The organism is Bacillus pumilus, assembly GCF_003431975.1.
GTDB lineage: Bacteria > Bacillota > Bacilli > Bacillales > Bacillaceae > Bacillus > Bacillus pumilus_N.
Genome location: NZ_CP027116.1, coordinates 2,355,912 through 2,371,949 on the forward strand (window position 1 = coordinate 2,355,912; position 16,038 = coordinate 2,371,949).

The following is a 16,038-nucleotide window of genomic DNA, read 5'->3' on the forward strand; positions in this document are numbered from 1 at the left end:
TGCTTCACTAGCTAGAAGTAGTCTTGTTTTTCAAAAGGAAGAGAGATGGATGAGAGAATAGAGTGAGGGGTGTCTTAACGAGGTGTCCTATTTTTCCAATAAAAAAAGCCTGTAAACACGAGGTTTACAGGCTTTCTTCGTTCATTACGCTCTTGAAACGTATGAACCATCTGATGTATTAATGACTAGTTTATCTCCTTGGTTCACAAAGAAAGGAACGTTGACGATTAAACCAGTTTCAGTTTTCGCAGGCTTTGAACCGCCCGATGTTGTGTCGCCTTTAATACCAGGCTCTGTTTCTACTACTTCTAGTTCTACTGTGTTTGGAAGTTCCACTCCAAGTGTTTCAGCACCGTACATGACGATGTGCACTGACATATTTTCAAGCAAATATTTCAGCTCATCTTTAATTTGCGCTTCACTTAGTTCAAGCTGCTCGTAAGAACTTGTATCCATGAAGACATGCTGGTCGCCATTTGCATACAAGTATTGCATTGTTTTTGTTTCAATTTGAGCTTTCGCTACTTTTTCGCCTGCACGGAATGTTTTTTCTTGAATGGCACCAGTACGCAGGTTACGTAGTTTCGAACGAACAAACGCTGCGCCTTTCCCTGGCTTTACGTGTTGGAAATCCACTACTCGCCAAATACCGCCGTCCACTTCAATTGTCAGGCCTGTACGAAAATCGTTTACTGAAATCATTTTGTCATCCTCCTACATTTCACCATCATAATATGATAAGTTCTTTCGGTGAGTGGGTCAATCGTTTATTGCCGTCAGCTGTCAGGATAATATCATCCTCAATTCTCACGCCGCCGACATCCGGTAAGTAAATTCCCGGTTCAACTGTCACGACCATTCCTTCCTCTAATACGACCTCGGATCGTGAGGAAAGGCCTGGCGCTTCATGTACTTCCATACCCAGCCCGTGGCCAGTTGAATGCCCGAAGTATTGACCATAGCCATACTCTTCAATGATGTCACGTGTGATGCGATCAGCTTCTTTTCCTGTTAAGCCTGGCTTGATTCTATCCACACCAGCGTTTTCTGCTTCTAATACGATATGATAAATTTCCTTTAGCTTATCGCTCGGTGTGCCAACAGCAATCGTTCTTGTCATATCAGAACAATAGCCTTTATAGTAAGCACCGAAATCGAGTGTGACTAAATCACCAGATTCAATCACCTTTTCACTCGCTCTTCCGTGCGGCAGGCTTGACCGAACACCTGAGGCGACAATCATATCGAATGAAGATCCTTCAGCACCTTCTTTTCTCATGAAAAATTCAAGCTCGTTCATGACAGCAATTTCCGTCAAGCCCGGCTTGATGTAAGTGAGAATATGATCAAAGGCGTGATCTGCAATCTTCGCAGCTTCCTCTAATATCTTAATCTCTTCACTAGACTTAATCAAGCGCAACTTTTCAACTGATTCTGAGACTGGAACAAGCTCTATATCTCCTGCTTTATCTGCATACTGCTGGCATGTGGCAAATGTCATATGATTTTGTTCAAATCCAAGGCGCTTCACCCCAAATTCCTTTGCCGTTTGGGCCGCGGTTTCGACAATATTTCCTTTATGTTCAATAATGTCATAGCCTTTGACTTGATCCTTGGCTTGCTCTGTATAACGGAAATCCGTGATAAAAGCTGCACGGTCCTTTGAAACGACGGCAAGACCGGCTGAGCCAGTAAAGCTGGTCATGTACTGTAAATTAAAGCTGCTCGTAATGACAAGACCATCGATCTCAAAATCAGATAAAAGTGTTCTTAACTTTTCAAGTTTCATGATACTGCTCCCCCTTCACTGACTAAATAACGAATCGCCAATTTATACCCTTCTAAACCAAGACCAACAATTTGCCCTTGGCAAACTGGAGCAAGTACAGAATGATGGCGGAATTCCTCTCTCTTATGAACGTTTGAGATATGTACTTCAATGACTGATAAAGAAATACTTGCAATGGCATCTCTCAGCGCATAGCTGTAGTGAGTAAAAGCACCCGGATTAAACACGACTCCATCGTACTGATCTTCTGCTTCGTGGAGCGCATCAATTAAATCACCTTCGTGATTCGATTGAAAGAACGTTAACTGGATATTGGCTCTTTCTGCAAACTGAAACAAATCCGTTTCTAAATCTGTCAGCGTCTTACTTCCGTAAACAGCAGGCTCTCTTTTGCCAAGCCTATTTAAGTTGGGCCCATTCAGCACAAGAAAATGAGGCATATGACCACTCCTTCACCCTAATTCAATCTATATCGAAATCTGTTTCTTTTTCCTTAGAAACCTTTCGTTTCCAAAAATATTTTATCATATGAATCGGTGATTTACACTTTATTCTGTCTTTTTCCCGAGTGCCCTTGCAAGCTTCTGACTTGTTAATTCATTATATTCAAACGAAATACTGTACCCGACAAACATGCCATATAAAATATATAGGCAAAATGTCGTGACGATCGTGCTTTGCTGCAAATCCTGGACTTGCTTTACATCTGGGAAAATCGGATTAAATACGTAAAAAACGAGCAGCCATAAAAGCGCGCCGTATATGAGCCCCACCCAATAGCCTTTGATCCGTTTTAAAAGCCCGTAATAAATAAAGGCTGCTCCAATTGATAAAACCCCTAAAAGCACAATACTGATAAAAGTGCCAAGTCCGCCCTTTTTCCACTCTCCGAGCACAAAAGGCTGAAGGAGCATATTTGGACTCACCTCTGAGAAATGAAACATATGGGTCAGGAACCCGATAAATCCCCAAAAAACACCGCCGACAAAGCCTGTCGCTGCTGCTCTTGCCACCAGAGATGACGTTTGCACGGACTGATTTTTTTCTTCTTGATTTTTCTTCTCATCACGTTTCATTTGTGAACACCTCCAGCCAGTAGTATGTCCAAAATGTCATGAAAAAAAAGGATTTCCAGACGTGAGTGTAAAATTTTTATAAAAGGGTATACTGGCTAAAAAGAGGTAGATAGAATTCTAGTAGAGAATCGACTTGTACGCTAGTGATTTCCCTTCTTTTCCTGTACAATAAAGGTATAAGGAAATGCATGTAAATTACAGGAAACAGGCAGGTTGATGAAATATGTCCAATCAAACAAAACCTCCAGCATATGGAGGGCAGGCAGTTGTCGAAGGTGTCATGTTCGGAGGTAAAAAGAACTATGTGACAGCGATTCGGCGTAAGGATCAGTCCATTGAGTATTTGAAGCTTCCTAGGACCTCCAATAAACGAACCGCCTTTCTCAAGAAAATCCCTTTTGTCAGGGGTGTTGCTGCACTTGTTGAAGCAAGCGCAAATGGCAGTAAGCACTTAAACTTCTCCAGCGAGCGCTATGACTTAGATCCTTCCGAAGATCATACTCTTGAAAAAGAACAAAAAAGCTCGAAATTATCCATGATTTTCGGCATTGCTGTGATCGGGGTTCTCTCTCTTCTCTTTAGTAAATTTGTCTTTACCCTAGTACCTGTCTTTTTAGCTGAACTTGTGCGGCCTGTATTTTCAGGGAATTTCGCACAAATCGCAGTTGAAACATTCTTTAAACTGGTCCTGTTATTAGGCTATATTTACTTTATTTCCATGACTCCTTTAATTAAAAGGGTATTTCAATATCATGGGGCAGAACATAAAGTCATAAACTGCTATGAACAGCATCTTGACATCACAGTGGAAAATGTCCAAAAACAATCCAGGCTGCATTATCGATGCGGCAGCAGCTTTATTTTATTCACTGTTATTGTCGGAATGTTCGTCTATTTACTCGTACCGACAGATCCTTTATGGGTGAGAGTTCTGAATCGCTTGGCGCTCATTCCGGTAGTTCTGGGCATTTCATTTGAAGTGCTTCAGCTTACGAACAAACTCCGAGAAGTGCCCGTGCTGAAAGTGCTTGGCTATCCTGGCCTTTGGCTGCAATTGCTCACAACAAAAGAACCCTCTGACGATCAAGTCGAGGTAGCCATTGCAAGTTTTAACGAGCTTCTTCGTTTAGAAGAAGCATCTGAGAAGCAAGCATCAGATTCTACTCATCAAGTGATCTAACTTATAAATCCGGTAAATTCCTTCGGAGGTGGACAGTTATGAATCGCCGAGTACATCCTGCTTTTACCATTATTTTCGCTTTAGGTGTTTTGGGATTTGTGTATTTACTCACAACGAATCCAGGTAGACTTTTTACAATGCTGCTATCAGTTGTGATCATTGGAGCGGCTCTATTTTTCCTATTTAAATGGCTGATGAATCGAAGAACTGGAACAGAGGGTAATCTTTATCGTAAAGCAGTCAAACAATCAAAACGTCGCTACCAGCAGCCTAAACCAAAAACGAAAAGTCAGATGAAAAATCGGGTCACTCATTTGCGAAGCGTGCCGACTGACCACAAGTCTAAGCCCGTCCTTCTCAAAAAGAAAAGCCAAACACAGTTAACTGTGATTGAAGGCAAGAAAAACAAAAAGAAGAATCGCGCCTTATTTTAAAATGTCCAGCTTTTTAAAAATTGCTCGGCCTTCTGTCTGCCTAGATCGACGAGCGCCTTTTTCTTTTCTGTCATCAGATGAAAATCAGTGGCAATGACGTGCTCTACAGGAATAAATATAATATGACGTTCGTGTTTTGTGGCGATGTGCCTTTCGTCATGAGCACCACGCATCGTTTCAAAAAGAGCGCCAAACAGTTCAAACGCATTGCGGATGGAGTGTTGAGGGCGCTCTTTTTCGTTTGGGGTTAATGTGACACCGACGAACGGTCTTTTTTTCTCTTCCGCAAATAGCCAGATCGGAAAATTACTAAGCACACCTCCATCTACAATGGTACAAATGCCTTTTGAAGACTTCAGTTTGACAGGCTCAAAAAAATACGGCAGGCTGCAACTCATCCGAATCGCCCTTGCAACAGAAAAGCGCTCTGGATTTAAGCCGTATGCAGGAAGGTCATCTGGCAGCACGAGGATTTTTCCATTTGTTAAATCAGACGCAACAATTTTCAGTGAATCTTTTTTGAGATCTCCAAATACGGTGACCCCTTTTCGTTTCAACACGTCTGTCAGCCATTTTTCCAGCCGGTCACCTTTGTACAGACCGAGACGCCAGTAAATAGAGACCCACCTGAGCATTTTAAACGGAATGAATTGACATCTCCTGTCAAGCAATTGATGTTCATCCATTTCTTCTAAAAGCTCGCGAATCTCCTGACTTGTATAACCTGCTGCGATGAGCGAAGCAATGATTGCTCCAGCACTTGTACCAGCAAGGCGGACAAATTGAAATCCTCGCGCTTCAAGCGCTTCATAGGCACCCGCAAGCGCTGCCCCTTTAATGCCTCCACCTGAGAACACACCATCTATCTTCATTAAGGAGTCTCCTTTCCTTTCACGCTATTAATAGTGTAGGAGCATTTGCTTTCAATTAGAACTTTAATCAAAAAGGACACCCACTGTATGGGTGTCCTTTTTTAAGATTCTTGATTTGTTTGTTCGTTTTTCTTTTGAATCGCTTTCAGTTGAACAGATCGCTCGTCGTTTTCTTCAAAGAATTGAACGAGATCGCCAATGCGGTCAATACTGTTCCAGCTGAGATGATGTTCAATGCCTTCTACATCATCATAAATCTTCTCTTCATCTACACCAATGATTCTTAAAAATTGCTCTAGCAGTTCATGTCTGTATACGAGACGTTTTCCAATTTTTTTGCCTTTCGGGGTTAAAATTAGACCACGATACTTCTCATAAATGAGGTATTCATCTTTATCTAGCTTCTGAACCATTTTTGTTACAGAGGAGGGATGGACAGCGAGTGCTTCTGCAATATCAGAGACTCTAGCATATCCTTTTTCTTCTATCAGCATATATATTTGTTCAATGTAATCTTCCATACTAGGTGTAGTCATAATACCCCTCCATAATGCACCTTTACTTAATAATCATAACAATTCTACACCATCGCCCATTAAAAAACAAGGAGTGTCCATTGTCTTAACGCTTGTAATTCCACTCATCTGAGGCATATTTCGTTTTAGCGAGATGATGGACAAATGCTAATTCTTCATCTGTCAGCTCATAAGGCACAAGCTCAATATTTAATCCTTTTTCAAATCCTCGTTTAAACGCAACACGCGCATCGTCTATTGTACATGTTCGGTCTGAGATTTCATTGATGGCGACCGCTTTGTTTTTAAAGCTTCGCTGCATCCGCTCTCTTACCCGGTCGTTTGGATAAAGAAATAAATCAAACAGTTTATCCTCATCAAGGTCAATTAAGATAGAACCGTGCTGGAGGATGACTCCTTTTTGCCTTGTTTGAGCACTGCCTGCTACCTTTCTGCCTTCTACGACAAGCTCGTACCAGGATGGGGCATCAAAGCATACAGACGATCTTGGATTTTTTAAGCTTTCTTTTTCTTTATCTGTACGAGGAATGGCAAAATACGCATCGAGTCCCAGTTCTTTAAAGCCTTCTAAAATGCCCTCTGAAATGACGCGGTACGCCTCTGTCACCGTTGCTGGCATTTCCGGATGCTCCTCTGACACAATCACGCTGTAGGTCAGCTCCTGATCATGAAGAACTCCCCGTCCTCCTGTTGGTCTGCGAACAAATCCAAGACCATAGTGCTCGACTGCTTCCATGTTGATTTCTTTTTCAACATGCTGAAAATACCCAACAGACAATGTCGCCGGATTCCATCCATAAAAACGAATGACAGGCGGGATGAGCTTCTCACTATGCCAATAAAGCAAGGCTTCATCCATTGCCATGTTAAAGGCAGGGTCTTGATTTCCTGTATCAATGAAACACCATTTCTCTTTTTGCATATAAAAATCCCTTCTCTTTTACGTAGTCAATGTTAGATGATGGTGATGGCCACCGATTTTCTCTCTTCATCAGTCTATCAAATAGGGAACGAATTGAAAATAATTCTTACCATTTATGATGACAAGTTTCTTTTGCTTTACTATAATAGTATTTGTCTAAAACGTACCATCAGACAGGCCACTGTGCTGATGCTCAAGAAGGAGTCGAGTTGTATTGTCAATATTCAACTATATCGTCCTCTCACTTTGTGGACTTTTCGTTCTTTATTCCATCGGCAGCTACATTTATCAGCAGCGCATTATGAAAACGCTGACGGAAGCAGAGTTCATTAAAGGTTACCGCAAAGCTCAACTCATTGATGTGAGAGAGCCAAATGAGTTTGATGGCGGACATATTTTAGGGGCTAGAAACATCCCCCTTTCCCAGCTAAAGCAGCGCAAAAATGAAATTCGTCCTGACAAGCCTGTTTATCTCTATTGCCAAAACAATTTGAGAAGCGGAAAAGCAGCCCAAACGTTGCGTAAAAATGGCTGTCGTGAGATTTATAATTTAAAAGGCGGCTTTAAAAAATGGGGCGGCCGTATCAAAACGAAGAACTAACAAAAAAGACTCTGGGAGCTTGATTCCCCTGAGTCTTTTTTCTTTATTTTCTTTCAAAAACAAGGACTGGATTACGCGCAGCCTTTGTTTCGTCCATTCGTTTGACAACCGTCGTATGCGGCGCTTCCTGTACGACTTCTGGATTCTCTTCCGCTTCTTTTGCAATCTGAATCATCGCTTCGATAAAGGCATCCAGTGTTTCTTTTGATTCTGTTTCAGTTGGTTCAATCATGATACATTCTTCCACATTGAGCGGGAAGTAGATCGTTGGCGGATGATAGCCAAAATCAAGTAATCGCTTGGCAATATCGAGTGTTCGCACACCTAATTTTTTCTGACGCTTACCTGAAAGGACAAATTCATGCTTACAGTGACGGTCAAATGGTAAATCATAATGAGCACTCAAACGGCGCATCATATAGTTCGCATTTAATACCGCATTATCAGTCACAGCCTTTAAGCCGTCCGGACCCATAGAGCGGATGTACGCATACGCTCTGACATTAATGCCAAAGTTGCCATAGAACGGTTTCACACGGCCAATGGACTCTGGACGATCGTAATCAAAGAAATAACGATCTTCTCTCTTCACAAGCACTGGCTTTGGCAAGTACGGAATCAAATCCTTTTTCACGCCTACAGGACCTGAACCAGGACCTCCGCCTCCGTGTGGACCTGTAAAGGTTTTATGAAGATTTAAGTGAACGACATCAAATCCCATATCCCCCGGTCTTGCTCTGCTTAATACGGCATTTAAGTTCGCTCCGTCATAATAAAGCTTCCCGCCTGCTCCGTGGACAATTTCAGCCATTTCTAAAATATTTTCTTCGAATAGGCCGAGTGTATTCGGATTCGTCAACATGAGAGCAGCTGTTTCTTCATTCACAACACGGCGCAGGTCCTCTAAATCAACAAGGCCATTCGCATCAGATGCGACGGTAATGGTTTCAAATCCGGCCACTGTCGCAGATGCCGGATTCGTTCCATGAGCAGAGTCAGGCACAATAACTTTTGTACGCTTATGATCTCCCCTTGCTTCATGGTACGCACGGATCATCATGAGCCCCGTCCATTCGCCATGTGCTCCTGCTGCGGGCTGCAATGTCACGGCGTCCATTCCTGTAATTTCTTCTAAATGGTCACCTAAATCATAAAGTAACTCTAATGCGCCTTGCACAGTGTCTGCCTCTTGAAGGGGATGCACTTGCGAGAAGCCTGCAAGGCGTGCAACCTTTTCATTAATCTTCGGATTATATTTCATCGTACAAGAGCCCAGAGGATAAAAGCCGGAATCAACCCCATGATTACGTCTAGATAATGCTGTATAATGACGCATAATATCAAGCTCAGATACTTCAGGGAGCTCAGCATCCTCATGACGAATGTACGCCTCATCAAATAAAGCTGGGATCTCCTGTTCAGGTACATCTAAATCAGGCAGGCTATAACCAATTCTTCCTTCTTTGGATAATTCAAAAATAAGCGGCTGATCTTGTTTATTCATGGCGATCCCCCAATTCCTTAATGAACGTATCAATTTCTTCTTTTGTTCTTAGCTCTGTCACGGCGACAAGCATGTGATGTTGAAGCTCTGGGTAGTCTCTCCCTAGGTCATAGCCGCCGATGATTCCTTTTTCAAGCAATCGTTTATTGGCTTCTTGTACAGGTTCTTGTAATTTGATGACAAATTCATTGAAATGGGCCCCTTCTACATCAGCAAGCAGTCCATATGTTTGTGCCTGCGTCTTCGCATAGTGGGTTTTTTGTACGTTTTGATAGGCAATGTCTTTGATGCCTGTTTTTCCGAGTGCTGTCATGGCGACGGAAGCGGCTAATGCATTTAATGCCTGATTCGAGCAAATATTGGACGTCGCCTTATCCCTCCGAATATGCTGCTCACGCGCTTGAAGGGTCAGTACAAATCCGCGAACACCATTTTCATCTTCTGTCTGTCCGACTAAGCGGCCTGGTACTTTTCTCATCAGCTTTTTCGTCACAGCAAAGTATCCGCAATGAGGCCCGCCAAACGCCGCTGGAATGCCAAACGGTTGTGCATCACCAACGACAATGTCTGCCCCAAGTTTTCCTGGAGGCGTCAGTAACCCAAGTGCAAGTGGATTACTTGAGACAATAAACAGACTTTTTCCTTTATGCGCAATCGGTTCAATGTCTTTTAATGGTTCAACGACACCAAAAAAGTTTGGATATTGAACAAGAACTGCTGCTGTATCATCGCAGACGGCTTTCTCTAATGCAGCTAAATCTGTCTGCCCTTTGTTTGCAGGCACTTCAACAACTTCAATATGCTGTCCCTTGGCGTATGTTTTTAGCACCGCTCTTGATTCAGGATGAACGGTTTCAGAAACCACTACTTTTTTCTTTTTTGTGTGTCCCGCAGCCAGCATCGCCGCTTCAGCTAATGCCGTCCCGCCATCATACATCGAGGAGTTCGCAAGGTCCATACCCGTCAGCTCAGCAATCATTGTTTGAAATTCAAAGATGGCTTGTAATTCACCTTGGGAAATCTCCGGCTGATAAGGTGTATATGCTGTATAAAATTCAGAACGCGAGATGACATGATCCACAATGACAGGCTGGTAATGATCATATATACCGGCACCAAGAAACGATGCATAGGAAACCGTATCTTTATTCTTTGCAGCTAATTGGGATAATTCCCTTACAAGCTCTGTTTCAGATGCGGCTGGTTTAATGTTATATGCTCCTTTAAATCTAACTTTTTCCGGGATATCTGAAAAAAGCTCGTCAATCGACTGAACGCCGATGACATCCAGCATTTCTTTTTGATCTTGCTCGGTTTGTGGCAGATACCTGTGCTTCATCCTCTATTCCCCCTCGTTATTTGGCTCTTTTATAAAATGGCGTAGCGACGATTTTAGCTTTTAGACGTTTTTTGCGAACTTGTACTTCTACCTCTGTTCCAAGCTGCGCCTTTGAGGATTCAATCAAAGCAAGCCCGACATTTTTCTTTAATGTTGGAGATTGTGTGCCTGTTGTGACAATCCCAATCTGCTTTTCTCCTGAAAAGACCGGATAGTCTGTACGCGGAATCCCTTTATCCATCATTTCAATGCCGACAAGCTTTCGCTTCGGTCCCTCTTCTTTTTGCTTTTTGAGCGCGTCTTTTCCAATAAAATCAGCTTCTTTATCTGTTTTGACAGCAAAGCCAATACCGCCTTCTAATGGAGAGATATCCTTTGTCAGCTCCTGTCCGTAAAGCGGGAGTCTGGCTTCAAATCGCAAAGTGTCACGTGCACCGAGGCCGCATGGTATTAAGCCTTTTGGCTCGCCTGCTTTTAATAAAGCTGACCAAATATTGACTGCATCCTCTGACTGGCAGTAGATTTCAAAGCCGTCTCCCCCTGTGTAACCCGTTCTTGAAACGAGCACTTCTTTATGAGCGACCTCAGCTTTTGATAAAAACGTAAATGGCTTGAGTGATGTCACCTCTTCTCCCGCCACATCTTTGATGATGTCAACAGCAAGTGGTCCTTGAAGTGCTAGCAAGGCGATTTGATCAGAGACATTTTGAATCAATACGTCATCCTCACCTTTGTGCTGAAGCAGCCACTCCACATCTTTTTCGATATTAGATGCATTAATAACAAGCAAATAATCATTCTTTTCTTTTTGATAGACGAGCAGATCATCTACCGTTCCGCCATCTTCATAGCACATGGCTGTATATAGTGCCTTACCGTCTGTCAGCTTAGACACATCATTGGTTAATAACCTTTGTAAAAAAGGAAGGGCATCTTGACCTTTGATTTCCACCTCACCCATGTGAGACACATCAAAAAGCCCTGCTTTTGTTCGAACAGCTTCATGTTCTTCTTTAATGGAAGAAAATTGGACGGGTAATTCCCAGCCCCCGAAGTCAATGGTTTTTGCGCCGAACGTTTCATACGCATGAAAAAGCGGTGTTCGTTTCAACATCAATCGTTTCCCCCTTTTTTCTTTCAGTGCAGATCACAAGCTGAATTTTCAGAAAAAATTCACAGCAAAAAAGGACAGAGCGCTCCCTTTTAACAAAAGAAGTCTCTGTCCTTGCACCTGAAAGTTTACAGCACAACATCATTGTGCGTTTTCCCCTTTGGTGGTTTGCTAAAAACCGATGAGCAAACACTCTCCAGAGTTGCGTCCGGTAAGAGTACTTTTGCCTGAGAGATTCACTGAACCCATTCAGCTTGCTCCTTCGGCGCCTGCCGGTACAATATAACCGCCAAGTCTCTCCCCATACCATCATCCGCTCATATTCTTCACATTTATTGGACATACTATCAAAATGGGTGACTTATTTTCTAGATCACTTACCAACATCCTACCATTAGAAACGGATGAAGGGCAACAGAAAAATCATTAACGTTTTTTAAACAACTATCCACTATCGTTCGCTTTTATTCATTTAACTAGTCTTTTAAAGACCTCTTAAAAAATGAAGCGTTTAAATACAGAACAATTTCATCATCACCCTACTAGAAAGGCAGGCGATCACATTGAATATTCAAACGATTTTTGATCAGGAATGGGCAAGTGAATTTCAGCAGCGGCTTGCAGCAGATGGCCCCTGGGCGAACTGGGAAATGTATCGTTTAGCGGCGCAGGTTCAAAATGTTACAGCCATTGATTCCTTTGAAGGACTGCAAGCTCCCGCGCACCTGCCTGCATTCACGCCTTTAAAACACCAGCTCGAAGTAGCCAGAAGAGTCGTAGAAGAGATGAATGGAAAAGCCATTTTAGCAGATGAGGTGGGACTTGGAAAAACCGTAGAAGCAGGACTCATTATCAAAGAATACATGATTCGTGGACTTGCCAAAAAAATCCTCATACTCGTCCCCGCTTCCCTTGTGTCTCAATGGGTACAGGAGCTGAGGACGAAATTTTACATTGATGCTATTGAACAAAAAAAGAGCTATGTGTGGGAGCAGTGTGATGTTGTGGTTTCCTCCATTGATACAGCCAAAAGACAGCCTCATCGAGACACGATTTTGTCCATTGCCTACGATATGGTCATTATTGATGAAGCACACAAACTGAAAAACAATAAAACGAAAAACTATGAATTTGTGAGAAATCTGAATAAGAAATTCTGCCTGCTGCTAACAGCGACGCCGATCCAAAACCGTATTGGAGAAATCTTTAATCTCGTTTCTCTTCTAAAGCCAGGCCACCTAGGGAATGAAAATCAGTTTAAAGATATCTTTGCCAAAAAAGATTTGCAGCTAGAAGACCATGACCGATTAAAACAGCTTGTGAATAAAGTGATGATTCGTAACCGAAGGCAAGACACAGGCATTGAGTGGACAAAACGGCATGTCAAAACAATTTCTATTGATTTCTCTCCAACAGAACAAGCATTATATGATGAAATCTGCAAGCTGAAAGAGAATCCGTCTTATACAAAGCACATGTTTTCCATCATGACCTTAGAACGAGAATGCTGTTCAAGCCGTGAGGCGGTCTATATGACGATTAAAAAAATGCTGGAAGAAGAAAAACATATTCTAGGATCCTCTGCTATAGCACAAATCATGGAGAAAATTAATCAAGTTCAGCAAAACTCAAAGGCGCTAGAAGTGGTCAAGCTTATTCAACAATTAAATGAAAAGGTGATAATTTTCACCGAATACCGGGCGACACAAATTTATTTACAATGGTTTCTTCAACAAAATGGCATCAGCTCCGTTCCTTTTCGGGGCGGTTTTAAGCGGGGCAAAAAAGATTGGATGAAAGATTTATTTAGAGAACGGGCGCAAGTGTTAATTGCTACAGAAGCGGGAGGCGAAGGGATCAACCTTCAATTTTGTAACCAAATTATCAACTACGACCTTCCGTGGAACCCAATGCGTCTAGAACAGCGAATTGGACGTATCCACCGCCTTGGACAAGAGCGAGATGTTCACATTTACAATATGGCAACAAATGGAACCGTCGAGGAACATATCTTAAAGCTTTTATATGAAAAAATTCAACTGTTTGAAAACGTCATTGGCGATTTGGATGATATATTAACGCGAATTGATATCAAAAATGCCGAAACAGAACTGCATCAAATTCTTTTTCAGCATGAATCCGACGGAGACATGAAAAAGAAATTAACCCAGTTTGCTTCCTATTTAACTGATGCACAAACACCACTTTTAGAAAAAAGACAGCAAGGCTCATAAAGGAGAGTTGATCAATGGAGCAGCGTGACATACACACCTTTCTACTCCGTTTTTTTCAGGCAAATCAATGCGACATACTAGAAGAAAGTGCAGGACACATGACCGTACAACTGACCATCGATATGGATAAATTGATTATGAACCGCCCTTTTTATTGGCACTGGCTTGAAAAAACAGGCGGTATACCCGAGCCGCGGCAATTGACCCTCATCACCGATCAAACCAAAGTAGATGATACAATCGAGGGTGAATTTATCCACTTCGGTTCCCCTCGTTTATTTCAAATATTTGAGGCTGTCAAAGAGCAAGGCCGCTTTATCCGCCTCTATGAGCGAGTCACACCGCTCACAAGCAACCAGGTCGCACTAGAGCCATGGCTTGGTCTCAATGTGAAAATCTCATATCTCGCAGATCGGAAAAAGGATAAACTTTTATCACTAGGACTTCATCTCATCCGCGGGGAAGTCATTGAACAATTTCAAGAAAAGCTGGAAACTCGTGAGCTGTCATCTCACATTCCAGATTATTGCTTTACGATGAGTACCATGATTAAGCCAGAAAGCGGAGTCAAACGGCTCTATAGTCTAATGGAGCGTTACGCCTATGAAGAGCCAGATGATTGGGCAGTGAGGGCTGTCCAAAAATGGCACGAAGACGCCGAACTTTTAAACCAATTTTATGAAGGGACTTCAGACACATCTGTAGAATATGAAATAGAAAGACAAGCACTCAAAACTTTATACGAACCAAAAATCAGTCTTACGATTGAAAATGGCGGACTTTTTTACTTACAGCAAAAAAGAGGAGGCTGACTCATCGGTCGCCCTCCCTTTCATGTGACATACAATTTTCGATCAGCCAAAAGCAATGTTTGTCTGTTTGTATTGGGCGGAAACATGACGCAAGCAAACTATGAGGTCTTACCACCTGTGTCTTTCCATTTCATGCGTTAAGTGCCTGAAATACATGATTCAGTATTTTAGGAGGGTATTTGTATGGAAAAGAAAACGAACATATTAGACAATGATTGGGTTCAATTATTACTTGAAGCTCGTAAAGCAGGACTAACAGTTGAAGAAGTCCGTCATTTCCTCAAATCAAGTGAAAAGTCCTCTGAGTCTCCCCCTCTGGTAAGAAGTCATTCTATCAAACCTTTCTGAATGTGCTATAATATCGAAAGGAAGGTGATGACATTGATTGGCCAGCGTATTAAACAATACCGCAATGAAAAAGGCTACTCACTATCAGAACTGGCCGAAAAGGCTGGGGTAGCGAAGTCTTATTTAAGCTCAATAGAAAGAAACTTGCAAACAAACCCCTCCATTCAATTTCTTGAAAAAGTCTCCGCTGTCCTGGACGTCTCGGTTCATACACTGTTACACGAAAAAGATGAAACCGAATACGATGGTCAATTAGATAGTGAATGGGAAAAACTAGTTCGAGATGCAATGACATCAGGGGTTTCGAAAAAGCAATTTCGTGAATTTTTAGATTATCAAATCTGGAAAAAAAAACAAGAAGAGGAGTAAAGCGCACGTTTTAGCGCATACTCCTCCAACTGCTGTGCAGAACTTGATATCAGTCTAAAGACTGTCTTTATTTTTTATCTTCGCTGTGTGCTTTTTCGTTTTCTTTCACGTAGCCTTTTTCATCCGTATGCTTTTTCGGATTGATCGTTAAACCATTCCACTGAGTCGCTTCGAAGGAAAGATCAATTTGAATCGCATCGCCTTGGTATTTATTTTGGATATAGTGACCCGCTTTATCCTTCTTCTGGTCATTGACAAATTCAATGATCATTTCCATTTTATCGTAATCAAACGGATTCTTTGGAATGCCGTCATACTCTGGAGCCGCTGTTCCATCAACAGTTGCTACATTAACTTTCCCACTTTCATGTAAAAACTTCTCATCGATGGCATGACGAAGCTTTTCTAATGCGGCTTGATCCTGTTTTGACGTTAATTGATGCAAGTCAAGCAGGTTTGCATGGTCTAAGATAATATTTTTCGGATAACCATTTCCACCTTCGGCTCCAACCGTCAGAACACTCACCTGAAACTGGCTAAGGAATTCTTCAGCTGTATTCTTACCGCCATTCTTTGCGGAAGATCCGTCTTGAAACTGGCTGTAATCAAGACTCATCAGCACTTGATTAATTGCAAGCGATCCTTTATTTTCAAATTGAAATTCTTTTTTGATCCGATCACCAGGTTTTAAGTTCGCAAGGTTGATGGCGCCGGAGTTCTCTTTTGCAGATAATTCCAAATGTCCTGTTGAGTAGACCGCATTTGCCTTTTCTACATCGTTAAACGCCGCCCATGTCCCCCCGCCGATTAACGCAATGCCTAAAGCCCCTGATAATACACCTAACCGAATTGATCCCTTCATTGCCATGAATGAACCCCCTAATAAATTGTTTTATTGAAACCTAATTAGG

18 protein-coding genes and 2 riboswitches are annotated in these 16,038 nt (G+C 42.2%); of the genes, 7 read left to right on the top strand and 11 right to left on the bottom strand.

What is annotated here, in order from left to right:
- Positions 1-144 precede the first annotated feature (144 nt).
- The 4 genes from efp to C5695_RS12235 form a co-directional block, all read right to left on the bottom strand.
- A complete protein-coding gene (efp, locus tag C5695_RS12220) occupies positions 145-702 on the bottom strand; it encodes an elongation factor P (protein WP_117730967.1) in 558 nt (185 codons plus the stop codon).
- Between the two features lie 25 nt (positions 703-727).
- Positions 728-1,789: a M24 family metallopeptidase gene (locus C5695_RS12225; RefSeq protein ID WP_117730968.1), complete on the bottom strand. Its 1,062-nt coding sequence runs from the start codon at positions 1,787-1,789 to the stop codon at positions 728-730.
- On the bottom strand, positions 1,786-2,229 hold the full coding sequence (aroQ, locus tag C5695_RS12230; RefSeq protein ID WP_034280247.1) for a type II 3-dehydroquinate dehydratase: 444 nt from the start codon (positions 2,227-2,229) through the stop codon (positions 1,786-1,788). The genes C5695_RS12225 and aroQ overlap by 4 nt, the downstream gene beginning before the upstream one ends.
- A gap of 108 nt (positions 2,230-2,337) precedes the next feature.
- Entirely contained in the window at positions 2,338-2,865 is a 528-nt protein-coding gene (locus C5695_RS12235) for a YqhR family membrane protein (RefSeq protein ID WP_117730969.1), read from the bottom strand.
- A 223-nt stretch (positions 2,866-3,088) separates the two neighbouring features.
- On the opposite strand from C5695_RS12235, the gene C5695_RS12240 reads away from it, so the two are divergent.
- Positions 3,089-4,045 (top strand): DUF1385 domain-containing protein, encoded by a 957-nt coding sequence (locus tag C5695_RS12240; RefSeq protein WP_117730970.1) that lies wholly within the window; start codon positions 3,089-3,091, stop codon positions 4,043-4,045.
- 38 nt (positions 4,046-4,083) lie between these two features.
- On the top strand, positions 4,084-4,479 hold the full coding sequence (locus tag C5695_RS12245; protein WP_117730971.1) for an SA1362 family protein: 396 nt from the start codon (positions 4,084-4,086) through the stop codon (positions 4,477-4,479).
- On the opposite strand, the gene C5695_RS12250 is transcribed toward C5695_RS12245, so the two are convergent.
- The 3 genes from C5695_RS12250 to C5695_RS12260 all read right to left on the bottom strand — a co-directional run bounded on the left by C5695_RS12250 (position 4,476) and on the right by C5695_RS12260 (position 6,809).
- The gene (locus C5695_RS12250) at positions 4,476-5,351 is read right to left on the bottom strand and encodes a patatin-like phospholipase family protein (RefSeq protein WP_117730972.1); all 876 of its coding nucleotides are present in this window, start codon (positions 5,349-5,351) and stop codon (positions 4,476-4,478) included. The two genes, C5695_RS12245 and C5695_RS12250, sit on opposite strands and share 4 nt — an antisense overlap.
- Positions 5,352-5,452: 101 nt before the next feature.
- Positions 5,453-5,887: a transcriptional regulator MntR gene (gene mntR / locus C5695_RS12255; RefSeq protein WP_003215946.1), complete on the bottom strand. Its 435-nt coding sequence runs from the start codon at positions 5,885-5,887 to the stop codon at positions 5,453-5,455.
- 85 nt (positions 5,888-5,972) lie between these two features.
- On the bottom strand, positions 5,973-6,809 hold the full coding sequence (locus C5695_RS12260; RefSeq protein WP_117730973.1) for a lipoate--protein ligase family protein: 837 nt from the start codon (positions 6,807-6,809) through the stop codon (positions 5,973-5,975).
- Between the two features lie 220 nt (positions 6,810-7,029).
- Between C5695_RS12260 and C5695_RS12265 the strand changes: the two genes are divergently transcribed.
- Complete coding sequence (locus C5695_RS12265; RefSeq protein WP_117733117.1) at positions 7,030-7,410, top strand: rhodanese-like domain-containing protein; 381 nt, start codon at positions 7,030-7,032, stop codon at positions 7,408-7,410.
- A 43-nt stretch (positions 7,411-7,453) separates the two neighbouring features.
- Here the strand turns inward: C5695_RS12265 and gcvPB are convergent, their stop codons facing one another.
- Genes gcvPB through gcvT form a run of 3 tightly spaced genes read right to left on the bottom strand, consistent with a single transcriptional unit; the run spans position 7,454 to position 11,367 of the window.
- On the bottom strand, positions 7,454-8,914 hold the full coding sequence (gcvPB, locus tag C5695_RS12270) for an aminomethyl-transferring glycine dehydrogenase subunit GcvPB (protein ID WP_117730974.1): 1,461 nt from the start codon (positions 8,912-8,914) through the stop codon (positions 7,454-7,456).
- Positions 8,907-10,253: an aminomethyl-transferring glycine dehydrogenase subunit GcvPA gene (gene gcvPA, locus C5695_RS12275; protein WP_117730975.1), complete on the bottom strand. Its 1,347-nt coding sequence runs from the start codon at positions 10,251-10,253 to the stop codon at positions 8,907-8,909. Before gcvPA ends, gcvPB begins: the two co-directional genes overlap by 8 nt.
- 16 nt (positions 10,254-10,269) lie before the next feature.
- Entirely contained in the window at positions 10,270-11,367 is a 1,098-nt protein-coding gene (gene gcvT, locus C5695_RS12280; RefSeq protein ID WP_117730976.1) for a glycine cleavage system aminomethyltransferase GcvT, read from the bottom strand.
- Positions 11,368-11,470: 103 nt separating this feature from the next.
- A riboswitch (glycine riboswitch) is annotated at positions 11,471-11,566 on the bottom strand.
- Between the two features lie 3 nt (positions 11,567-11,569).
- Positions 11,570-11,677, bottom strand: a riboswitch (glycine riboswitch).
- Between the two features lie 250 nt (positions 11,678-11,927).
- On the opposite strand from gcvT, the gene C5695_RS12285 reads away from it, so the two are divergent.
- From C5695_RS12285 to sinR, 4 genes are all read left to right on the top strand, one after another.
- A complete protein-coding gene (locus C5695_RS12285) occupies positions 11,928-13,598 on the top strand; it encodes a DEAD/DEAH box helicase (protein ID WP_117730977.1) in 1,671 nt (556 codons plus the stop codon).
- A gap of 14 nt (positions 13,599-13,612) precedes the next feature.
- Complete coding sequence (locus tag C5695_RS12290) at positions 13,613-14,410, top strand: YqhG family protein (protein ID WP_117730978.1); 798 nt, start codon at positions 13,613-13,615, stop codon at positions 14,408-14,410.
- A 183-nt stretch (positions 14,411-14,593) separates the two neighbouring features.
- Complete coding sequence (locus C5695_RS12295) at positions 14,594-14,758, top strand: anti-repressor SinI family protein (RefSeq protein ID WP_117730979.1); 165 nt, start codon at positions 14,594-14,596, stop codon at positions 14,756-14,758.
- Between the two features lie 33 nt (positions 14,759-14,791).
- A complete protein-coding gene (sinR, locus tag C5695_RS12300) occupies positions 14,792-15,127 on the top strand; it encodes a transcriptional regulator SinR (protein ID WP_106049802.1) in 336 nt (111 codons plus the stop codon).
- A 67-nt stretch (positions 15,128-15,194) separates the two neighbouring features.
- On the opposite strand, the gene tasA is transcribed toward sinR, so the two are convergent.
- On the bottom strand, positions 15,195-15,995 hold the full coding sequence (gene tasA, locus C5695_RS12305; protein ID WP_117730980.1) for a biofilm matrix protein TasA: 801 nt from the start codon (positions 15,993-15,995) through the stop codon (positions 15,195-15,197).
- Positions 15,996-16,038 lie beyond the last annotated feature (43 nt).